The following is a 16,083-nucleotide window of genomic DNA, read 5'->3' as shown; positions in this document are numbered from 1 at the left end:
AGTAACGAGAATGGAAAACACTACCCGTCAATTGTTTGAGCAGTATGTCGCCCGGCAGGCGCAGCTTAACCGTGTATCGCCATCGGCTGTCGCGGCCAAATTTGCTGTTGATCCGGCGGTGCAGCAGCGTCTGGAAGCGGCGGCACAGGAAAGTGACAGCCTGCTGAGCAAAATCAATGTTTTTGGTGTCACCCAGCAGATCGGACAGAAGGTGCTAATCGGCAGCAAAGGCCCGCTTGCTGGCGTCAATAACAGTTCAACCACCCGACGCAATCCGGGTAGCAATGCTGCGATGGAACCTTACGATTACATGTGCCGTAAAGTGAATTACGACTATGGGATCAGCTACGAGCAGATGGACACCTGGGCGCATCAGCCGAACTTCCAGCCGATGATCAGTACCGCTATGGCGCGGCAGATGTCACTGGACCGCATCATGATTGGCTTTAACGGCATTAAGTACAGCGACCCATCCAACCGCGCTGAAAATCCGCTATTGCAGGACTGCGGTATTGGCTGGCTGCAAAAAATCCGCACCGAAGCGCCGCACCGCGTTATTTCAGACGTCACCGTCACCTCACGTGATGAAGATAACAAAGTCATTGCTAAAGGCACCTATGGAAATCTGACTGCGGCAGTCTACGACGCCAAAAACAGCCTGATGGATGAATGGCACAAGCGCAACCCGGACAACGTGGTAATTCTGGCAGGTGATCTGCTGACAACCACCAACTTCCCGGCCATTAACGCCATGAGTCAGACTAACCCGAATAGCGAAATGCTGGCCGGTCAGCTGATCGTCGCACAGGAGCGCGTGGGCAATATGCCGACGTTTATCGCGCCTTATTTCCCGGTAAATGGTGTTCTGATCACGCCATTCAAAAACCTGTCGGTTTACTACCAGCGCGGTGGTCTGCGCCGGTCGATTATCGAAGAGCCGCACTACAACCGTATCGCAACATACCAGTCATCGAACGATGACTTCGTGATCGAAGATTACGGCAACGTGGCGTTTATTGACGGCATCACCTTTGCCGAGGCAGCGGGCGGCTGATTCGTATCAGGCGGGCTGCGGCCCGCCGTTATTCGGGAGCAGGACAATGCTGACACCGGCACAGAAACATTTTCAAAAAGTCATGGCTGAACGCCACGGCAGAACGGATGCGCAGCCAGAAACCGTGCGCACCGCGCACGAACAAATCATGCACCGGCTGCGTATGGATCAGAGTGCATTAAAGCGAGTGCAGTCTGACCAGGCGAAAGCCGAACTGAAGCGCACCCTGCTGCCACATTACGAGGGCTGGATCGAGGGAACGCTGGAAGGTAACAGCGGTCGCCAGGATGAAGTGATCGTCACCCTGATGGTGTGGTCGATTGACGCCGGTGATTTGGCGCTGGCAGTGCGCATCGGGCGCTATGTCGTCACGCACGGCCTGGCTATGCCTGACCGCTTTAACCGTACAGCGGCGACGGTGCTGGTTGATGAAATCTGTGACCCGATTCTGGTTCAGGTCAAGGCCAACGAAAGCACCGATGTCACGTCATATCTGACGTTGCTCGATGAAGTGATGGAGATAACCGCCAGTCAGGACATGCCTGACATCGTGCGGGCCAAACTGCATAAGCTGCGCGCGTTCGCGCTGCGTAACGGCACTGCCGAAGAGCAGGCAACCGCACTGGAGCTGCTGAGACTGGCGATGACGCTCGATGCCGGAGCCGGGGTTAAGAAAGAAATTGACCGGCTGGCCCGCGTGGTGAAGAAGGCAGCAGAAGGTGCGCCAGAAAGTAACGCTGCAGCATCGTCAGATCCAGCAGTGGTGGCCACAAAACCGGCGGCAAAAACAGCGCGCAAGCCTGCGACACGCAAGGCCACCGCACGTAAGCCCGCAGCCAAAAAAGCGGTATCCGTCACCAAAGAACAGTAAACCGAATTGCGCCCCGTGCGCTGGCGGCGCGGGCGGAGATCTGCAACGCAATGCGTGTGCTTTTCTCCGTCCGCTCACCGCCAACCTTTTCAGGAGATGTTATGAGCCTTGTTGCCGGTCGCACAGTAACCCCCTCTTCTGAGGATGTGCCGGACACGGACGACGGCGGGGAGAAAGTCACCGCCGGTGCGTTCTGGCCGGAGATCGTTTTAAGTGATATCCGTAAAGAAATGCGCATCAACGGCGCGGTTACCACCACCCGGCTGAAAGCAGCAGTGATCGAGGGGATGGCCCACACCCTTGACCAGCTGGCAGAGTGGCAGGCTGTGCAGCTCGCTGCGGGTTATGCCCGGCTTGCTGATGTGCCAGCCACGGCGATTGACGGCGAGAGCGTGAAGGTTCACCGCTTCCGCCGTGCGGTATCCAGTATCGCCCGCGCTCACATACTCGGGACGTTTCGTGATGTGGATACCACCGGCAGCGCCGGGGAAAAGCGTGCGGTCTCCCTGTCCTCCCAGGCTGATGATATGTGGCGCGATGCACGCTGGGCGATTACCGACATTATCGGCACCGTGCGTAACTCTGCGGAGGCGTTCTGATGAAAGTGCAGGCGCTTCAGGGCGACACGGTGGACCTGCTGTGTCAGCGGCATTACGGCACCACGCAGGGCGTGACCGAACTGGTGCTGGCGGCCAACAAGGCGCTGTCAGGTCAGCTTTTCCTGACCGCAGGCCAGCTGGTTGAAATGCCGGAAATCACCGCACCGGCGGTTAAGGACACGGTGCAGCTATGGAGCTGATTAACCGTATCTGGAACTGGCTGACTTACTCCTGGCTAACCCTGCTTACGAGCATCGGCATGATGACGCAGCGGGACTGGCTGGCGGCAATCGGTGTGGTGATTGGTGTCGCCGCTGCTGTGATGGGCGAACTGCACCGCCGCCGGATGGCGCGCAGTCAGGAGACGAATAATGCACTGCTGGGCCAGCTGATCGTTGCCATTCGTGACGACAACGAACACCGCAGAGACGTTAAAGACTTGATAGCCGATATCAGGAAGACGCCACGATGAAAAAACGCATTATCGCCTGCTCTACCGCCGTGATCATTTCACTGGCCGCCACGCTCTGGCCGCAGACACTGCGCACCAGCCCGGAAGCGCAGCAGATGATGGCGAAGTATGAAGACTGCCGCAAAACCCCGTATTACTGCCCGGCGGGCGAGCTGACCGTGGGGATCGGTTCGACTGGCAAGGTGCAGGACCGGATACACAGCGAAGCGGAGATTGCCGAACGCTGGGTTAACGATGTGATGCGCGCCGAAAAGTGTGTGAACCGCGAATTTAACGGCGCAGCTGCACCACCGCGTGTATTTGACAGCATGACTGATGGCGCGTTTAACGTCGGCTGCACGGGGCTTGCCTGGTACACGAACAGGCAGAGTAAAAAAGTCCGCACCACGCTGTGGCGCAACGCACAGGCCGGTGACTGGCGCGGCGTCTGCGAACGCCTGCCGGACTTTGTGAACGCCGCCGGGAAAAAAATGCCGGGACTGGTCAAGCGCCGTGCCGAGTTTAGCCAGTGGTGCCTGTCAGATCCTGCGTTGAAGGTGGCAGGGTGAAAACGTTGCCGCTGCTGGCCGTGGTGCTGTTGACCCTGCTGGCTGCCGCCGTGGGCGGTATCGCATGGGAGCGCCATCAACGCAACCTGGCCGAGGCATCACTGCTGACCGCACAGGGCGAACTGAAACAGACCGGCGACGTGCTGAAAGAAGTCCGGGCACTGCGCAATGACATCAGCGACGTTGAAGCCCGGCTGAAAACGCTGGGACAAAACCGCAACACATCAGGGGAGTCACGCCGTGAAAAAATTAATGCTGCACTGGCAGGTGAACAGTGCGCTGTTGTTGCTGTGCCTGATGCCGTGGCTGACAGCCTGTACCAGCGCGCAGCAGAAGTCGCCGCCGGTGATTATTCAGGAGCCTTTGCCCGAAAGCCTGACGGCAAAAACTGAAGTGCCACCGGCACCGGTCAGGCCGATGACATACGGGAAACTGGCACCGTGGTCCGATGCGCTGCTGGATGCGCTGGATACGTGCAACGCCGACAAGGCTGGCATTCGTGAACTGGAACTGCGGCGCATCGCCCGGGGGATCAAGTGAAAAAAGCTGAACTGCTGCGCGAGGCACTTATTGCCGGGAACACCTGGTGCAAAGCCAACCCTGACGCTATCACCGTGTGGGTGGAAAAAGGCGGTATTGAGATCCAGGCAACGGGCGAACCGTCGTTTATGTACCGCTACAGCATTCAGGCGTTTGCGATGGACTTCCCTGGTGCGATCGATGACCTGATGTTACCGCTGCTGGAGTGGGTGTGGGAGCAGCAGCCTGACCTGCTGCTTAACCCGGATAACAACAGCAGGATCGAATTTGATGCCGACATTATCAGCGATGAGGCTGCGGACATTCTTTTCCGCGTGCCAGTCTGGGAGCGCGTGATGGTCAAGGCTGAGAACGGCATCACCACCGCAGAGCATCTGGCAGAGTCCCGCCCGCGCATCAGCGGCGGCGAGTGGGAAACCGTTTTTGAATCCGATAACGGGGGATCGCTGGTATGAATGACGACGCGCGTTTTGACCAGCTCGATAACGTCTTTGCGGCGATTATTCAGGGCATCGCACCGGCGGGCCGCCTGCGCATGGCGCGCGGCATCAGCACAATGCTACGCCGCAGCCAGTCGCAGCGCATCGGCAAGCAGGAAAACCCGGACGGCACCAGATACGCGAAGCGCCGCCGCCGCGTGCTGCGTTCTCAGGCCGGTATCAGCTTTATCTGGCAGGGTGAAACCCGAAACCTGCGCACATGGCGTGCAAGCCGTGGCCGTCGCGGGCGCATGCTGACCGGCTTTGATACCGAGCGCGGCGGCCTGCGCTCGTTTTACCGGGAGGACATTGAGCGCTATCTCGATATCCGTCTGAATGAAACCCGCCGGGACACGACCAAAACCGATCCGATGTTTCGCCGCCTGCGCTCCGCGACGTTCCTCAAGGCGCGCGCCACCGCAGACGGGGCTGAGATCGGGTTTTCCGGCGTGGTGGCCCGCATTGCCCGCGCGCATCAGTTTGGCCTGCGTGACCGCATCAATGATGGCGGTGCGATGGCGAGTTATCCGCGCCGTGAACTGCTGGGCCTGAGCAAGGCTGACCGGCTGGCGATTGCCCGCCAGGTGATCGACACGATGGAGATCCGCTGATGGAGCTGCCTGAGCTGATCCGCCTGCTGGAAAACATCATCCGCACCGGCACGGTGACGGAGATTGACGAGGAAAACTGGCGGGTACGCGTGCAATCCGGTGCGCTGGAAATGACCTGGCTGCGCTGGAACGCCCAGCGCGCCGGTGATTTCAGCATCTGGATACCGCCGTCAGTGGGTGAACAGGTGTGGATGTTCTGCATGGGCGGCAATACCAGTAACGCCATTATCGGCGGGAGCCTGTACAGCGAAGACAACCCGGCACCGGGCGCATCACGAAAAGAGATCGTCGTGACTGCCCCGGACGGTGCGAAATTCCGCTATGACGCTGAAACCAGCGATCTGCGGGTGACGGGAATCAGGTCTGCCACTCTCACCGCGTCGGTAAAAGTGACGCTGGATACCCCGCTGGTTGACTGCACAGAACTGCTGCGGGCAAAGAAACTGGATATCACTGAAGGTGGCGATCTGCGCGGAAACTTTAATCACAGCGGCGGCGCACTCAAATCTAACGGGGTGCAGGTGGATGACCACGCGCACGGCGCAGTGCAGAGCGGCGGCAGCTGGACCAGGGAGACGCAATGACCGAACGCTATCGCGGTATGAACGCAAGCGGCACCGGCACCCTGACCGATGAAGATCACGTCTGGCAGTCCGTTAACGACATTCTGCTGACGCCGGTCGGCAGTCGCCTGATGCGCCGCAATTACGGTTCGCTCTGCCCTGACCTGCTGGACAGCCCGCAGAACGACGTAACCCGCATGCAGCTGATGAGCGCGGCAGTCATTGCACTGGCCGCATGGGAGCCACGGATAGTGCTGGATGCCGTCGATGTGACGTACTCTGCCAGCGGCGCAGTAACGGCTGCACTGTCCGGCATGCTGACGGAAACACTGGAAAAGAGCACCGGCACGGTGACGCTAAGGAGTACCGGCAATGCCGACAATTGACCTTTCGCAACTGCCGTCACCGGCCATTATCGAAACGCTGGACTTCGAAGTCATCCTGACCGAAGTCAAAGCAGTCATGATTGCGGGGTTTCCGGCAGACCAGCAGGCCGCCGTTGCGGCAGCACTGACGCTGGAGTCTGAACCGCTGAACGCGATTGCGCAGGATATCGCGTATCGCGAGATGCTGATTCGCCAGCAAATTAACGAGGGAGCAGCGGCAACAATGCTCAGCCATGCGACCGGCGATGATCTGGATAATATCGCTGCGAACCTCAACACGCAGCGCCTGGCCATCACTGCGGCCACCGATACTACGGATGCGGTAATGGAAAGCGACGAGGCATTACGCCTGCGGGCACAGTCGGCTTTTGAGGGTATGAGCGTTGCCGGGCCGTCTGCGGCTTACGAATTTTTTGCCCGCAGTGCCAGCGGTCAGGTAGCTGACGCACGCGCAACCAGCCCGTCACCGGCTGAAGTGGTGATCGCCGTGCTGTCCACCGAGGGTGACGGCACAGCATCGCCAGAACTGCTGGCCGCTGTATCTGCTGCGGTGAACGATGAAGAGGTGCGCCCCCTGGGGGATCGTGTGACGGTGCGCAGTGCGGAAATCACTGAATACGTGATCGACGCAACCCTGTACCTGTATCCGGGGCCGGAGTCTGAACCGATTATTAACGCGGCAATGGCGTCACTGCGGGCCTTCCTCACTGCCAACGATAAAAAGATAGGCCGCGATATTGTCCGCTCCGCCCTTTCCGCTGCATTACACGTGCAGGGCGTCCAGCGCGTGGTGATCAACTCACCTGCCGCTGACCTGCAAATCAGCAACACCCAGGCAGCACGCAACACCGGATACACGGTAGACAATGGTGGTACGGATGAATAACACCCTGCTGCCGCCATCTGCCGGTGACTGGATGCGCCACACCGAGGCCGCCACAGCCAGGCTGTCAGCGATTACCGTTGCCCTGCGTACCATCTGGACGCCGACCGCCTGCCCGGTGGAGCTGCTGCCCTATCTGGCCTGGGCGCTGTCGGTTGACCGCTGGGATAAGGACTGGCCGGCCGATAAGAAAATTGGCGCTATTCAGCAGTCCTACTGGCTTCACCGGCGCAAGGGTACGCGCGCAGCGGTGCGCCGTGTGATCGAGGATATGGGCTTTTCCGCCTCGTTTGCCGAGTGGTTCGATGTGGGTGATGCACCCGGCACGTTCCGACTGGAGGTGGACGTTAACGAAGTCGGCATTAACCCAAAAACACTCTCTGAGCTTGAGCGCATGATTGCCGATGCAAAACCAGTGAGCAGGCATCTTGCTCAGATGAACATAGCAACAAAATCCGGCGGGTTAATTCACACCGCAGCAGCAATGTATTGCGGCGATATCGTCACGGTTTATGCGCAGGGATATAAGCCGGACGACAGTATCAGATATAACGGCGTTGTGGATTTCGGCGGCGCTTATTACTACTCAGGGGATTAAAATGTCGAATCTGACAGCAGGCAAAGACTGGGTGGATGAAGTCTACCAGATTAAACGTGGTGACATGGTTTCCGGGGGCGCAAACGGGAAGGCCAATATTCAGGCTCGTCAGCTGACGTCCAGAACCAATTACCTCAAAGATTCGGTGGAAGGGCTGCGGCTGGGTGAGCGTCCGTATCTCAGCATCAGTGAGGCGCAGGCAGCTGCCGACCGTGGGGAAATACCCGAAGGTGCGATCATCACCTCCCGTACAGATAATGCCGATTTCTGGTTTATCGAATGTGAAAATATCGGCGGAGTTATTCAGCCTACAGGCAAAACACTTTTTTCGGGTGAGCTGGTTTCCTATTTATCCAGCGTAATACGCTCAACACTTTCTGAGTCCGAAGATTCGGTGATTGATTTTGTCGCAAAAAACGGCGTCCGGGCATTCCGTATTCGCGATGATATGAAAACTGAACTGACTGAAATTGTCAGACTGATGACCGGCGACAGCGGGCTGACTTTTTCCGGCCACGCCATCGACAACTATGCGCCATCAGGCTGGCTTTTTGCTATTCACTCGACGAACGGTCTGGTCATAGCGGGCGTGAAAGAAGATGGTACGGTTGTCGGCTTTGGTGGCAACGGGGGCGGAAGTGGTGGCGGGCAGTCCGGTGAAATCATCCCCGGCGATACTGCTGCAACATATGACGCTATTCGTCAGTACAGCGGCCCTGCGACAGTAAAAGATGTGGTTGGTAACCGTATTTCCGGTCGTTTTGTTGTGGATGCCAGCGACACGAGCTCGCCTGACGATGGAGGCGGCTGTCTGGTTGATGTGCTGGGACGGCGCTGGATCAGGCAGGCTGATTCTGTGTCGTGGGATATGTTCGGCGCGCCACGCGTGCCCGGTGCAACTTACCTGACATTCGCAGTTAAAGCCGCTACCGGCGACCGCGCTGGCGCTGCCGCGCTCATGGCTGACCAGACACCTGCGGATGACCGGATTGCCGCCTGTTTTGATTTTGCCAAAAAGATGAATATTCCGGTCAGGCAGAATGACGGCGTGTTTCTGTGGAAAAACACCGAGTGGAATGTCTACACCTGCACAAATCTGAACGGTTCGACCATCGTCACCACGGATATCTCCGGGGTTGCTGAGGACCGCTGGGGACCTATCCCCGGACTGGATGATGATGCACCCGAGCCGGTGCGTATGTTCATCATCCGCAGCCGGAAAGCGCGTATTCAGCTGACAGCTGCGCAGATTGCTGCGCTGAACACCACCTATGCAAAGTATCTGAAAGCGGGAAGCTGCCAGCTCCCTATGCCGGACCTGTATCCGTATCGCGGCGGGCTGCTGTTCGTGCGCTCCAGTGCGGTCAAGTACTCCCGTAACGGGCTTGTCGATGTGCCGCGCCAGCAGGTGCTGTACCGTGATTTCGCCCGTATCGGCAAGAACGGCGCGCTGACGGATATGATGGTGGAGAACATCCCTGACGGGTCGGTGGCAGAGGCGTTTATCGTTCCGAAAGAAGACAGCTATCTTACTTTCGAGCCGCCGCACTTCCATGAGTCCGGCAACAGTCGCCGGTTTTATAACATCGAAATTTACCGTCCGATGACCATTATCGGGGAAATGTCGCTGCGCACAGATGCCTACGGCTCTGCACCTGCCTGGGTGAAGATTTCTGCACACGAGGTTTTCGACGTTAAATACCGTGGCGGTCAGTGCGACGGGTCATTTCAGTATGCCGGGGCTTACGTGCTGTCGTTCCGCGACTGTATTAACATGCAGGTCCGTGACTTCACGGGCATGTATGGCTGGGGTGTTAACGGCCATCACGGCACCAAAGAAATCACGTTCCGTGACTGCATGATGAACCGCATTGACTGGCATACTTTCGGGTATAACGTTCGCGGATACAATGTCACGCTGAAAGGCAATGGTATTAATGCGCACGGCGGAGGGGTCTGGAAGTTTAAAGATCTGACGCACATTATTCCGGTCAACAGTCAGAATACTCGCGGCGAAGCAAAACAAAACTATCTGGTGCAGGCACGGGAAGATTATGCCTGCGACTGTGACGGCGTATTAGAAATTGACGGGCTGCTTATTAAGTTCGACACAACGGATATTCCGTTTACTGCCTCCACCATTGGTTATGACATTGTTCGCCCTGTAGGCACTCAAACAACGAATGACCGACATGATACCAAATGCTTTAACCGGATCTCGATTAAGAATGTCGTGGTTGACTGCCAAAATGTTCTTAACTTTGCTGCGACGCCAGGGAACTTCAGTTTCACTGCTGTTCGCTTTATTCGCAGTGAGCGTATCGATACTGCAACTACCGGGTACAAAACGTACCTGCCGGAGATGATCAGTGTTGACGGCATGACCGCGATCAATGTGCCGAAAGAATACAATGTTCATATGAACCTGATCCGTTTTGCTGATGATTTGTATAAAAATACGTTCGGCTCCCGCCGTAAAAAACGCCCGGACGGGACTAACGCAGAGGTTATAGGCCGCGATATTGTCAGTGTAATAAATAATCCCACCGTAGAGTTAGATACCAACAACACGGTGTGGTTGCCAGGGACTTCAGCAAACTGGACGGATGAATACAAAACATCCCCATACTCATGGATCCCAAAAATCACGCTGGATAACTGCCCTAATGCAGTTGTTGATACTCGCGGTGCAATCAGTACTGTTCACGTTACAGGTGGCTCGCTTGCCCGTTACCTGAACGGTAACGCAGAAAGTCGAATGCGCATTAACGGTTCAGATATTCAGTTAATGCCTAATCTGGCCGGTAATCTTTATTTTGACAGCGCGCACGCTGTTGCCTTTGGCTGCACCTGGCTTAATCCGGCTGGCGGCGTGTCATACGATGGTTCACTTCGTGGCGCATCTAACGAAAACCGGGGGGATGTCACCAAAGCCCCGAATATCCCTTCTTCTGTTTTTATCTGAGGTCACCATGAACGGTCTTCGTATTCTGTGTAATAAAGTTATCCCCCTGGACAGCTGGGATCATGATTTTGTCGTGGTGAAATCGCCACTGGTTGATGATATCCCTCTGCCGTGCCTGGCATCGTTCGATCTGTTTAATCCACTGGATAACAGCGGACATGGATGGAAAGTCACCAAGGGCGGTGGAGTAATTAAAAACTACGGGCTGGATTTCACCCGACAGGGTGGCGGTGCCAGTACGGATTTTATCGCCAGTAAAGACGCTATCTCCGTATTGTGCGCGGTAAAACCGAACTCATTCGACGCCTTTTCAACGTTCCTGGACTGTCGGCAGATGACAGAGGGGAGCGGCAGCGGCTTCTGTGTCGATTTTTCACCGAATGATAAAGCCGTACGCGTCCAGGTCGTTTATCCGTCGGGAACCGGCGTCAGCTACCGCTCACCGACTTTCGTTGAAAATGAATGGAATATTCTGTGCATCACGCTGTCTGCTGAGTCCCTTCGCATGGAAAACCAGCACGGTGATGTTGTTCCGAATGAGTTTACTTCGCCGATTAATATCACCCACTGGGTACGCCCGCTGATTATCGGTCAGGGGGTTTCGGGCGGTACGTGCGACGGTTCGGTGGGATTTGTTGCCGTTTATGATGGTTTTCTGACACCGGCCCAGCGCAAGGCCGCCATCAGAACAGGAATTGAAGTCATCAATTCGCGCGAGGGGTGAGCATGACTGCAAATCCGTTTTATGCCGTTACGACAGTTGCCGGTAATGAAAAAATAGCCCGCGCCGCTGTCACCGGTCAGCCCGTTGAAATAACGTCTATGGCTGTCGGGGATGGCCTGGGTAATTTGCCGAGGCCAGAGCCTGAGTGGAAAGGGCTGGTTAATGAAGTCTACCGGGGCACCCTGAATCGGCTGGATATAACAGACAGTAATGCCAGCGTTATCGAAGCCGAGATGATTATCCCCCCGCAGGCCGGGGGGTTCTGGCTGCGCGAAATGGCCGTGTTTACTGATGACGGAACGTGCGTTGCGGTGGGAAACATGCCGGAAACCTATAAGCCATTACTGGCGGAAGGTTCAGGGCGGTTCCAGGTTATCAGGATGCAACTGAGGGTAAGCAGTACAGGTGCGGTGGAGTTGATTGCCGATCCATCAGTCGTGCTGGCGACAGTCAAGAGCGTCACCGACGCAGAAAATGCCGCTAAAGACTATACCGACGAGACAGTCGGCGAGCTTGATAAAACCCTGAAAGAGCTTATTAACAACAGCATTGAAGAAGCGGTAGAGACTGCACGGCGCGATTTCTGGGAGGAAGAAAACCCCGTTGGCACGGTACGGTTCTACGCGAAGAAGGTTGACCCGAACACACTGTATCCGTGGTCAACATGGATTTACACCGGCGAGAATAAATCTATCCGCGTGGGAAAGGCTGACGGTAGCAACGTCGGCCAGACCAGCGGCAGTGATACCGCGACAATCAAGCGTGAAAATCTGCCAGCTGAAAAAATCAATGTGTCCGGTAAAGCGGAATCTGCTGAACTGAACAATGTGGAAACCACGGATGCAGGCAGCGCGGAGTTTAACGTGTATCGCTTTGGCGCTGACGGGCGTGAGAACAGCAAAGGCCGCTTTTCACTGGATGATGTGGAAATGGGTGACGTCCCTGTACCTGTGGAGATCCAGCCCCATAAACACACCATCAGCCTGACGGTCCCGGAGCGCTCCGTTAGCGGTGAAACTGAGGCACTCGGCCAGGGTAAAACGATAAGCGTCGTTGAGGCACATACCCTGCTGATGTGCTGGGCGCGTACCGCATAAAAACACCTGCAGCATGGTCAGAATTGGCAGTTTCTGCCGCTAGAAGAAAGCCCCTGAAACGGGGCTTTTTTATTGCTCAGAACAGGTTGTTAGCTGTATTAGCTCAGACTTGGGCTGACAGGTTTCGCGGGTAGAGCATAACCAAATCTGACAGTCTGCCTTGAGCGACAAGCGGACGCACAGCGTCCGCTAATGTGAAGTAGCCAGGTTACTTAAACCGTCTCCCCGCCTCATCAATCACCTTTTCTCCATCCTCTTTGGTGAAAGAACCTTTTTGACCTTCAGGGAGAATATCCAGCACAATTTCTGAAGGACGGCAAAGTCGTGTCCCTAACGGCGACACTACTACCGGCCTGTTAATCAGGATCGGATGCTGAAGCATAAAATCGATCAACTGCGCATCAGAAAATTTATCTTCGTCCAGACCCAACTGCTCATAAGGCTCAACATTCTTACGCAGCAATGCACGTACAGAAATCCCCATTTCTGAAATCAGCCTGGTAAGCTCTTCTTGTGTCGGTGGCGTATCGAGGTAATAAATAATTGTTGGTTCGTTACCGCTGTTACGGATCATCTCCAGCGTGTTACGTGAAGTACCACAGTCCGGGTTGTGATAGATGGTAATGTTGCTCATATCAGTATCTCATTACAAAGTGACAGAGAGCCGCCATACCAGCGCGGCCAGAGTGACGAACAGCACGGGCAGGGTCATAATTATGCCGGTGCGGAAGTAATATCCCCAGGTAATGCTCATGTTTTTCTGTGCCAGTACATGCAGCCACAGCAGGGTTGCCAGACTCCCGATCGGGGTAATTTTGGGACCTAAATCGCAGCCAATCACATTGGCGTAAATCATTGCCTCTCTGACGACGCCAGTCGCAGCACTCCCTTCAATGGACAGTGCACCAATCAGCACCGTCGGCATATTGTTCATCACCGACGACATGAAGGCAGTCAGGAAGCCGGTACCGAACGTGGCAGCCCATAAACCCTTGTCTGCCAGCATGTTGAGTACGGCAGAAATATACTCAGTGAGTCCGGCATTACGCAGGCCATAGACGACCAGATACATACCCAGCGAGAAAATCACGATCTGCCAGGGCGCACCGCGAAGCACTTTGCCGGTATTAATGGCCTGGCCCCTCTTTGCCACCACGAACAGCACCGCTGCCCCAACTGCTGCAATCGCGCTGACGGGGATTCCCAGCGGCTCAAGAACAAAGAAACCGACCAGCAGGGACAGCAGAACAATCCAGCCAGCCCTGAACGTCGCAGGATCCTTAATCGCACTGCCAGGCATATTCAGCAGTGAAACGTCATATCTGGCAGGAATATCGCGGCGGAAAAAGAGATGCAGCATGACCAGCGTGGCAGCAATGGCTGCCAGATTCACAGGAACCATCACGGAGGCGTACTGCGTAAAGCCCAGGCCAAAGAAATCCGCCGAGACAATATTTACCAGGTTAGAGACAATAAGCGGCAGGCTGGCGGTATCAGCGATGAATCCTGCAGCCATGACAAATGCCAGTGTCGTTTCCTGGCTGAACCCCAGAGCGAGCAGCATCGCAATCACAATCGGTGTCAGTATCAGTGCTGCACCGTCGTTAGCAAACAGCGCAGCAACAGCAGCGCCAAGCAGTACTATCCACGTAAACAACAGGCGACCGCGCCCGTTACCCCAGCGGGAAACATGCAGTGCGGCCCATTCAAAGAACCCAGACTCATCGAGCAGCAGGCTGATGACGATTACCGCAATGAACGCCGCTGTTGCATTCCAGACGATATTCCAGACGACAGGGATATCTTCAAAGTGGATGACTCCCGTTCCCAGCGCCAGCACGGCTCCGATACTTGCGCTCCAGCCAATGCTGAGGCCTCTGGGCTGCCAGATGACCAGGACCAGCGTGAGTATAAAGATACTTCCTGCCAGAAACATTTTCAGACTCCTTTATATATGCTTATGTGTATGTGATAAAGCTTGTCAGCAAGAAGTACATGCGGATTTTTCCAGTCGTTCTCGCACATCATCGCGCAGGCAGTGCCATGCCGTCGTTATCGTCTCGCCTGCCCATGCGGGCATGTGCGGTGAGAGACGATAGTGAATCCATTTCCCTTCCCGACGGTCCAGTACCAGTTCAGCCTCACGCAGGATAGCCATGTGACGGGAAATTTTAGGCTGTGATTCAGTGGTAGCCGCACATATATCGCATACGCACAGTTCGCCCGATTCCCGGAGAAGCATGATAATTGCGAGCCGGGTTTCATCCGACAGGATCTTAAAAAGCTGAACAGGCTGTAGCATTTATTACTCCATTCCCTTTAGTATACATATACGTTAAATCATATGTGTTTATTTTGAAATCACCAGAGCCACCCGAAGGAGAAAAAATGGAGCACTTTCCTGCCCTGAACGCTGATTGCTTCGATCAGCATATTGCTGAACGTCTGCAGCTCCATGAGCCGCCACGCATTCTGATTCTGTATGGCTCGGTAAGAGAGCGTTCTTACAGTCGTTTTACAGCAGAGGAAGCAGGTCGCCTGCTGGAGGCGATGGGAGCGGAGGTCAGATTGTTTAACCCTTCAGGTTTACCCCTGCCGGATGACGCCCCGGATACGCACCCAAAAGTCACCGAGTTGCGCGGGTTGGTCAGGTGGTGTGACGGAATGGTGTGGAGTTCCCCGGAGCGGCATGGGGCAATGAGTGCCGTGATGAAGGCACAAATCGACTGGATTCCCTTAAGCGAAGGGGCCGTTCGCCCATCCCAAGGAAAAACTCTGGCGGTCATGCAGGTATGCGGCGGTTCGCAATCTTTCAACGCCGTGAACCAGATGCGAATTCTGGGACGCTGGATGCGGATGTTTACGATCCCCAACCAGTCTTCAGTGGCCAAAGCATGGCAGGAATTTGATGAGAACGGGAGAATGAAACCCTCGTCCTGGTATGATCGTATCGTCGATGTCGCCGAAGAGTTGTTTAAAATCACCCTCATACTCAAGGGACAGACCGGTTACCTTGCCGATCGCTACAGTGAACGAAAAGAGAGCCATGAGGAGCTTTCATCCCGCGTTAATCAAGACAAAATATGACGTTCCTGTTTTCATGAATTCCTACTGTGTGAACTCAACAACGTCCGCTTCTGGCACAGAGCTGCCTGTCAAATTAGATTCAGCTCTGTGCCGTAGATTTGTCGGGTCAAGTCTTAGCTAAAAAATGTTAATCGAATCGGATACCGAGTTAACGGCTTTCATCGCGCTGGTTTTCAGATCGTTCAGCACGTCACTGACGGATGAAGATTGCAGCTTTTCACGGAAGTCGGCGTCAACACGACTGAGACTCAGAGTAAACTCTATTTTCTTCGGGTTCCCGTAACGGTCGAACTCCGACTTCCCCCGCTCCAGCGCCGTCATGACGTACATGCCGTAAATGCGCCCCGTTCCCTCAATAAGCGGCCACGGACGACCGGCAAAGCCGATACTGTTCAGCGCAGCCAGTGACAGGTTGCCGCCGGTGATTTCAGGATAAAGCACCCCTTGCAGAGTGACCGTGTCGTCACCGGGGCCGATGTACTGCCAGCCTGCCGAGGCATTCACCCTGTCGTTTTTAACGTGCCGCCAGGCCTGCGAATGCTGCAAAGCTTGATAGGGCACCGTGCGCAGCGTAAAGACGAACATCCCGTAAACCATCATCATAAA

The 16,083-nt window shown here is 55.6% G+C and carries 22 protein-coding genes; 18 read left to right on the top strand and 4 right to left on the bottom strand.

Translation table 11 applies throughout. The features are described 5' to 3' along the window. The first annotated feature begins 10 nt into the window (after positions 1 to 10). The 17 genes from PGH32_RS06150 (at position 11) to PGH32_RS06070 (ending at position 12,390) form a co-directional block, all read left to right on the top strand. On the top strand, positions 11 to 1,054 hold the full coding sequence (locus tag PGH32_RS06150; RefSeq protein WP_337893496.1) for a phage major capsid protein, P2 family: 1,044 nt from the start codon (positions 11 to 13) through the stop codon (positions 1,052 to 1,054). Between the two features lie 46 nt (positions 1,055 to 1,100). Next, positions 1,101 to 1,925: a phage terminase small subunit gene (gene gpM / locus PGH32_RS06145; RefSeq protein WP_337893495.1), complete on the top strand. Its 825-nt coding sequence runs from the start codon at positions 1,101 to 1,103 to the stop codon at positions 1,923 to 1,925. A gap of 101 nt (positions 1,926 to 2,026) precedes the next feature. Beyond that, entirely contained in the window at positions 2,027 to 2,524 is a 498-nt protein-coding gene (locus PGH32_RS06140; RefSeq protein ID WP_337893494.1) for a head completion/stabilization protein, read from the top strand. After that, complete coding sequence (locus PGH32_RS06135; RefSeq protein WP_337893493.1) at positions 2,524 to 2,724, top strand: tail protein X; 201 nt, start codon at positions 2,524 to 2,526, stop codon at positions 2,722 to 2,724. The genes PGH32_RS06140 and PGH32_RS06135 overlap by 1 nt, the downstream gene beginning before the upstream one ends. After that, a complete protein-coding gene (locus tag PGH32_RS06130) occupies positions 2,715 to 2,996 on the top strand; it encodes a hypothetical protein (protein ID WP_337893492.1) in 282 nt (93 codons plus the stop codon). Before PGH32_RS06135 ends, PGH32_RS06130 begins: the two co-directional genes overlap by 10 nt. Next, on the top strand, positions 2,993 to 3,544 hold the full coding sequence (locus tag PGH32_RS06125) for a lysozyme (RefSeq protein ID WP_337893491.1): 552 nt from the start codon (positions 2,993 to 2,995) through the stop codon (positions 3,542 to 3,544). Before PGH32_RS06130 ends, PGH32_RS06125 begins: the two co-directional genes overlap by 4 nt. After that, a complete protein-coding gene (locus PGH32_RS06120) occupies positions 3,541 to 3,936 on the top strand; it encodes a DUF2570 domain-containing protein (RefSeq protein ID WP_337893490.1) in 396 nt (131 codons plus the stop codon). The genes PGH32_RS06125 and PGH32_RS06120 overlap by 4 nt, the downstream gene beginning before the upstream one ends. Then, complete coding sequence (lysC, locus tag PGH32_RS24685; RefSeq protein ID WP_443112740.1) at positions 3,842 to 4,084, top strand: Rz1-like lysis system protein LysC; 243 nt, start codon at positions 3,842 to 3,844, stop codon at positions 4,082 to 4,084. The genes PGH32_RS06120 and lysC overlap by 95 nt, the downstream gene beginning before the upstream one ends. Continuing rightward, positions 4,081 to 4,539 (top strand): phage tail protein, encoded by a 459-nt coding sequence (locus PGH32_RS06110; RefSeq protein WP_337893488.1) that lies wholly within the window; start codon positions 4,081 to 4,083, stop codon positions 4,537 to 4,539. The genes lysC and PGH32_RS06110 overlap by 4 nt, the downstream gene beginning before the upstream one ends. Continuing rightward, positions 4,536 to 5,174, top strand: a complete 639-nt coding sequence (locus tag PGH32_RS06105; protein ID WP_337893487.1) for a phage virion morphogenesis protein — start codon at positions 4,536 to 4,538, stop codon at positions 5,172 to 5,174. The genes PGH32_RS06110 and PGH32_RS06105 overlap by 4 nt, the downstream gene beginning before the upstream one ends. Further along, entirely contained in the window at positions 5,174 to 5,758 is a 585-nt protein-coding gene (locus PGH32_RS06100; RefSeq protein WP_337893486.1) for a phage baseplate assembly protein V, read from the top strand. Before PGH32_RS06105 ends, PGH32_RS06100 begins: the two co-directional genes overlap by 1 nt. Continuing rightward, positions 5,755 to 6,123 carry a GPW/gp25 family protein gene (locus PGH32_RS06095; RefSeq protein ID WP_337893485.1) on the top strand — a complete coding sequence of 123 codons (369 nt, stop codon included), beginning with the start codon at positions 5,755 to 5,757 and terminating at the stop codon, positions 6,121 to 6,123. Before PGH32_RS06100 ends, PGH32_RS06095 begins: the two co-directional genes overlap by 4 nt. After that, the gene (locus PGH32_RS06090) at positions 6,110 to 7,009 is read left to right on the top strand and encodes a baseplate assembly protein (RefSeq protein WP_337893484.1); all 900 of its coding nucleotides are present in this window, start codon (positions 6,110 to 6,112) and stop codon (positions 7,007 to 7,009) included. The genes PGH32_RS06095 and PGH32_RS06090 overlap by 14 nt, the downstream gene beginning before the upstream one ends. Beyond that, entirely contained in the window at positions 7,002 to 7,604 is a 603-nt protein-coding gene (locus tag PGH32_RS06085; protein WP_337893483.1) for a phage tail protein I, read from the top strand. Before PGH32_RS06090 ends, PGH32_RS06085 begins: the two co-directional genes overlap by 8 nt. A 1-nt stretch (position 7,605) precedes the next feature. Then, positions 7,606 to 10,569 carry a hypothetical protein gene (locus tag PGH32_RS06080; protein ID WP_337893482.1) on the top strand — a complete coding sequence of 988 codons (2,964 nt, stop codon included), beginning with the start codon at positions 7,606 to 7,608 and terminating at the stop codon, positions 10,567 to 10,569. A gap of 7 nt (positions 10,570 to 10,576) precedes the next feature. Beyond that, a complete protein-coding gene (locus PGH32_RS06075) occupies positions 10,577 to 11,293 on the top strand; it encodes a hypothetical protein (protein WP_337893481.1) in 717 nt (238 codons plus the stop codon). 2 nt (positions 11,294 to 11,295) lie between these two features. Beyond that, positions 11,296 to 12,390 carry a phage tail protein gene (locus PGH32_RS06070; protein WP_337893480.1) on the top strand — a complete coding sequence of 365 codons (1,095 nt, stop codon included), beginning with the start codon at positions 11,296 to 11,298 and terminating at the stop codon, positions 12,388 to 12,390. A gap of 208 nt (positions 12,391 to 12,598) precedes the next feature. Here the strand turns inward: PGH32_RS06070 and arsC are convergent, their stop codons facing one another. From arsC to PGH32_RS06055, 3 genes are read right to left on the bottom strand one after another with little or no spacing between them, the layout of a single operon-like run. Next, positions 12,599 to 13,024, bottom strand: coding sequence for a glutaredoxin-dependent arsenate reductase (gene arsC, locus PGH32_RS06065; protein WP_337893479.1), 426 nt, complete (start codon positions 13,022 to 13,024; stop codon positions 12,599 to 12,601). Between the two features lie 12 nt (positions 13,025 to 13,036). Next, positions 13,037 to 14,326: an arsenic transporter gene (locus PGH32_RS06060; RefSeq protein ID WP_337893478.1), complete on the bottom strand. Its 1,290-nt coding sequence runs from the start codon at positions 14,324 to 14,326 to the stop codon at positions 13,037 to 13,039. A 45-nt stretch (positions 14,327 to 14,371) separates the two neighbouring features. Then, positions 14,372 to 14,692: a transcriptional regulator gene (locus PGH32_RS06055; protein ID WP_337893477.1), complete on the bottom strand. Its 321-nt coding sequence runs from the start codon at positions 14,690 to 14,692 to the stop codon at positions 14,372 to 14,374. 86 nt (positions 14,693 to 14,778) lie between these two features. Here PGH32_RS06055 and arsH point away from each other — a divergent pair, with 86 nt between their 5' ends. After that, positions 14,779 to 15,477, top strand: coding sequence for an arsenical resistance protein ArsH (arsH, locus tag PGH32_RS06050; RefSeq protein ID WP_031592440.1), 699 nt, complete (start codon positions 14,779 to 14,781; stop codon positions 15,475 to 15,477). A 117-nt stretch (positions 15,478 to 15,594) separates the two neighbouring features. On the opposite strand, the gene PGH32_RS06045 is transcribed toward arsH, so the two are convergent. Next, positions 15,595 to 16,080 (bottom strand): phage tail protein, encoded by a 486-nt coding sequence (locus tag PGH32_RS06045; protein WP_337893476.1) that lies wholly within the window; start codon positions 16,078 to 16,080, stop codon positions 15,595 to 15,597. Between the last annotated feature and the right edge of the window lie 3 nt (positions 16,081 to 16,083).

The sequence above is a fragment of the Erwinia sp. SLM-02 genome (assembly GCF_037450285.1).
Classification (GTDB): Bacteria; Pseudomonadota; Gammaproteobacteria; order Enterobacterales; family Enterobacteriaceae; genus Erwinia.
Note: the sequence above shows the minus strand (reverse complement) of the source record. Positions and strands in the feature narration are given on the sequence as shown.

Bases quoted from the DNA above. Each gene is read 5' to 3' on its own strand.
- PGH32_RS06095 (WP_337893485.1), top strand. From the start codon at position 5,755: ATGACCGAACGCTATCGCGGTATGAACGCAAGCGGCACCGGCACCCTG.
- PGH32_RS06080 (WP_337893482.1), top strand. From the start codon at position 7,606: ATGTCGAATCTGACAGCAGGCAAAGACTGGGTGGATGAAGTCTACCAG.
- PGH32_RS06125 (WP_337893491.1), top strand. From the start codon at position 2,993: ATGAAAAAACGCATTATCGCCTGCTCTACCGCCGTGATCATTTCACTG.
- PGH32_RS06070 (WP_337893480.1), top strand. From the start codon at position 11,296: ATGACTGCAAATCCGTTTTATGCCGTTACGACAGTTGCCGGTAATGAA.
- PGH32_RS06060 (WP_337893478.1), bottom strand. From the start codon at position 14,326: ATGTTTCTGGCAGGAAGTATCTTTATACTCACGCTGGTCCTGGTCATC.
- PGH32_RS06135 (WP_337893493.1), top strand. From the start codon at position 2,524: ATGAAAGTGCAGGCGCTTCAGGGCGACACGGTGGACCTGCTGTGTCAG.
- PGH32_RS06140 (WP_337893494.1), top strand. From the start codon at position 2,027: ATGAGCCTTGTTGCCGGTCGCACAGTAACCCCCTCTTCTGAGGATGTG.
- gpM (WP_337893495.1), top strand. From the start codon at position 1,101: ATGCTGACACCGGCACAGAAACATTTTCAAAAAGTCATGGCTGAACGC.
- PGH32_RS06105 (WP_337893487.1), top strand. From the start codon at position 4,536: ATGAATGACGACGCGCGTTTTGACCAGCTCGATAACGTCTTTGCGGCG.
- PGH32_RS06090 (WP_337893484.1), top strand. From the start codon at position 6,110: ATGCCGACAATTGACCTTTCGCAACTGCCGTCACCGGCCATTATCGAA.
- PGH32_RS06150 (WP_337893496.1), top strand. From the start codon at position 11: ATGGAAAACACTACCCGTCAATTGTTTGAGCAGTATGTCGCCCGGCAG.
- arsH (WP_031592440.1), top strand. From the start codon at position 14,779: ATGGAGCACTTTCCTGCCCTGAACGCTGATTGCTTCGATCAGCATATT.
- PGH32_RS06045 (WP_337893476.1), bottom strand. From the start codon at position 16,080: ATGATGATGGTTTACGGGATGTTCGTCTTTACGCTGCGCACGGTGCCC.
- PGH32_RS06100 (WP_337893486.1), top strand. From the start codon at position 5,174: ATGGAGCTGCCTGAGCTGATCCGCCTGCTGGAAAACATCATCCGCACC.
- PGH32_RS06085 (WP_337893483.1), top strand. From the start codon at position 7,002: ATGAATAACACCCTGCTGCCGCCATCTGCCGGTGACTGGATGCGCCAC.
- PGH32_RS06075 (WP_337893481.1), top strand. From the start codon at position 10,577: ATGAACGGTCTTCGTATTCTGTGTAATAAAGTTATCCCCCTGGACAGC.
- lysC (WP_443112740.1), top strand. From the start codon at position 3,842: ATGCCGTGGCTGACAGCCTGTACCAGCGCGCAGCAGAAGTCGCCGCCG.
- PGH32_RS06130 (WP_337893492.1), top strand. From the start codon at position 2,715: ATGGAGCTGATTAACCGTATCTGGAACTGGCTGACTTACTCCTGGCTA.
- PGH32_RS06055 (WP_337893477.1), bottom strand. From the start codon at position 14,692: ATGCTACAGCCTGTTCAGCTTTTTAAGATCCTGTCGGATGAAACCCGG.
- arsC (WP_337893479.1), bottom strand. From the start codon at position 13,024: ATGAGCAACATTACCATCTATCACAACCCGGACTGTGGTACTTCACGT.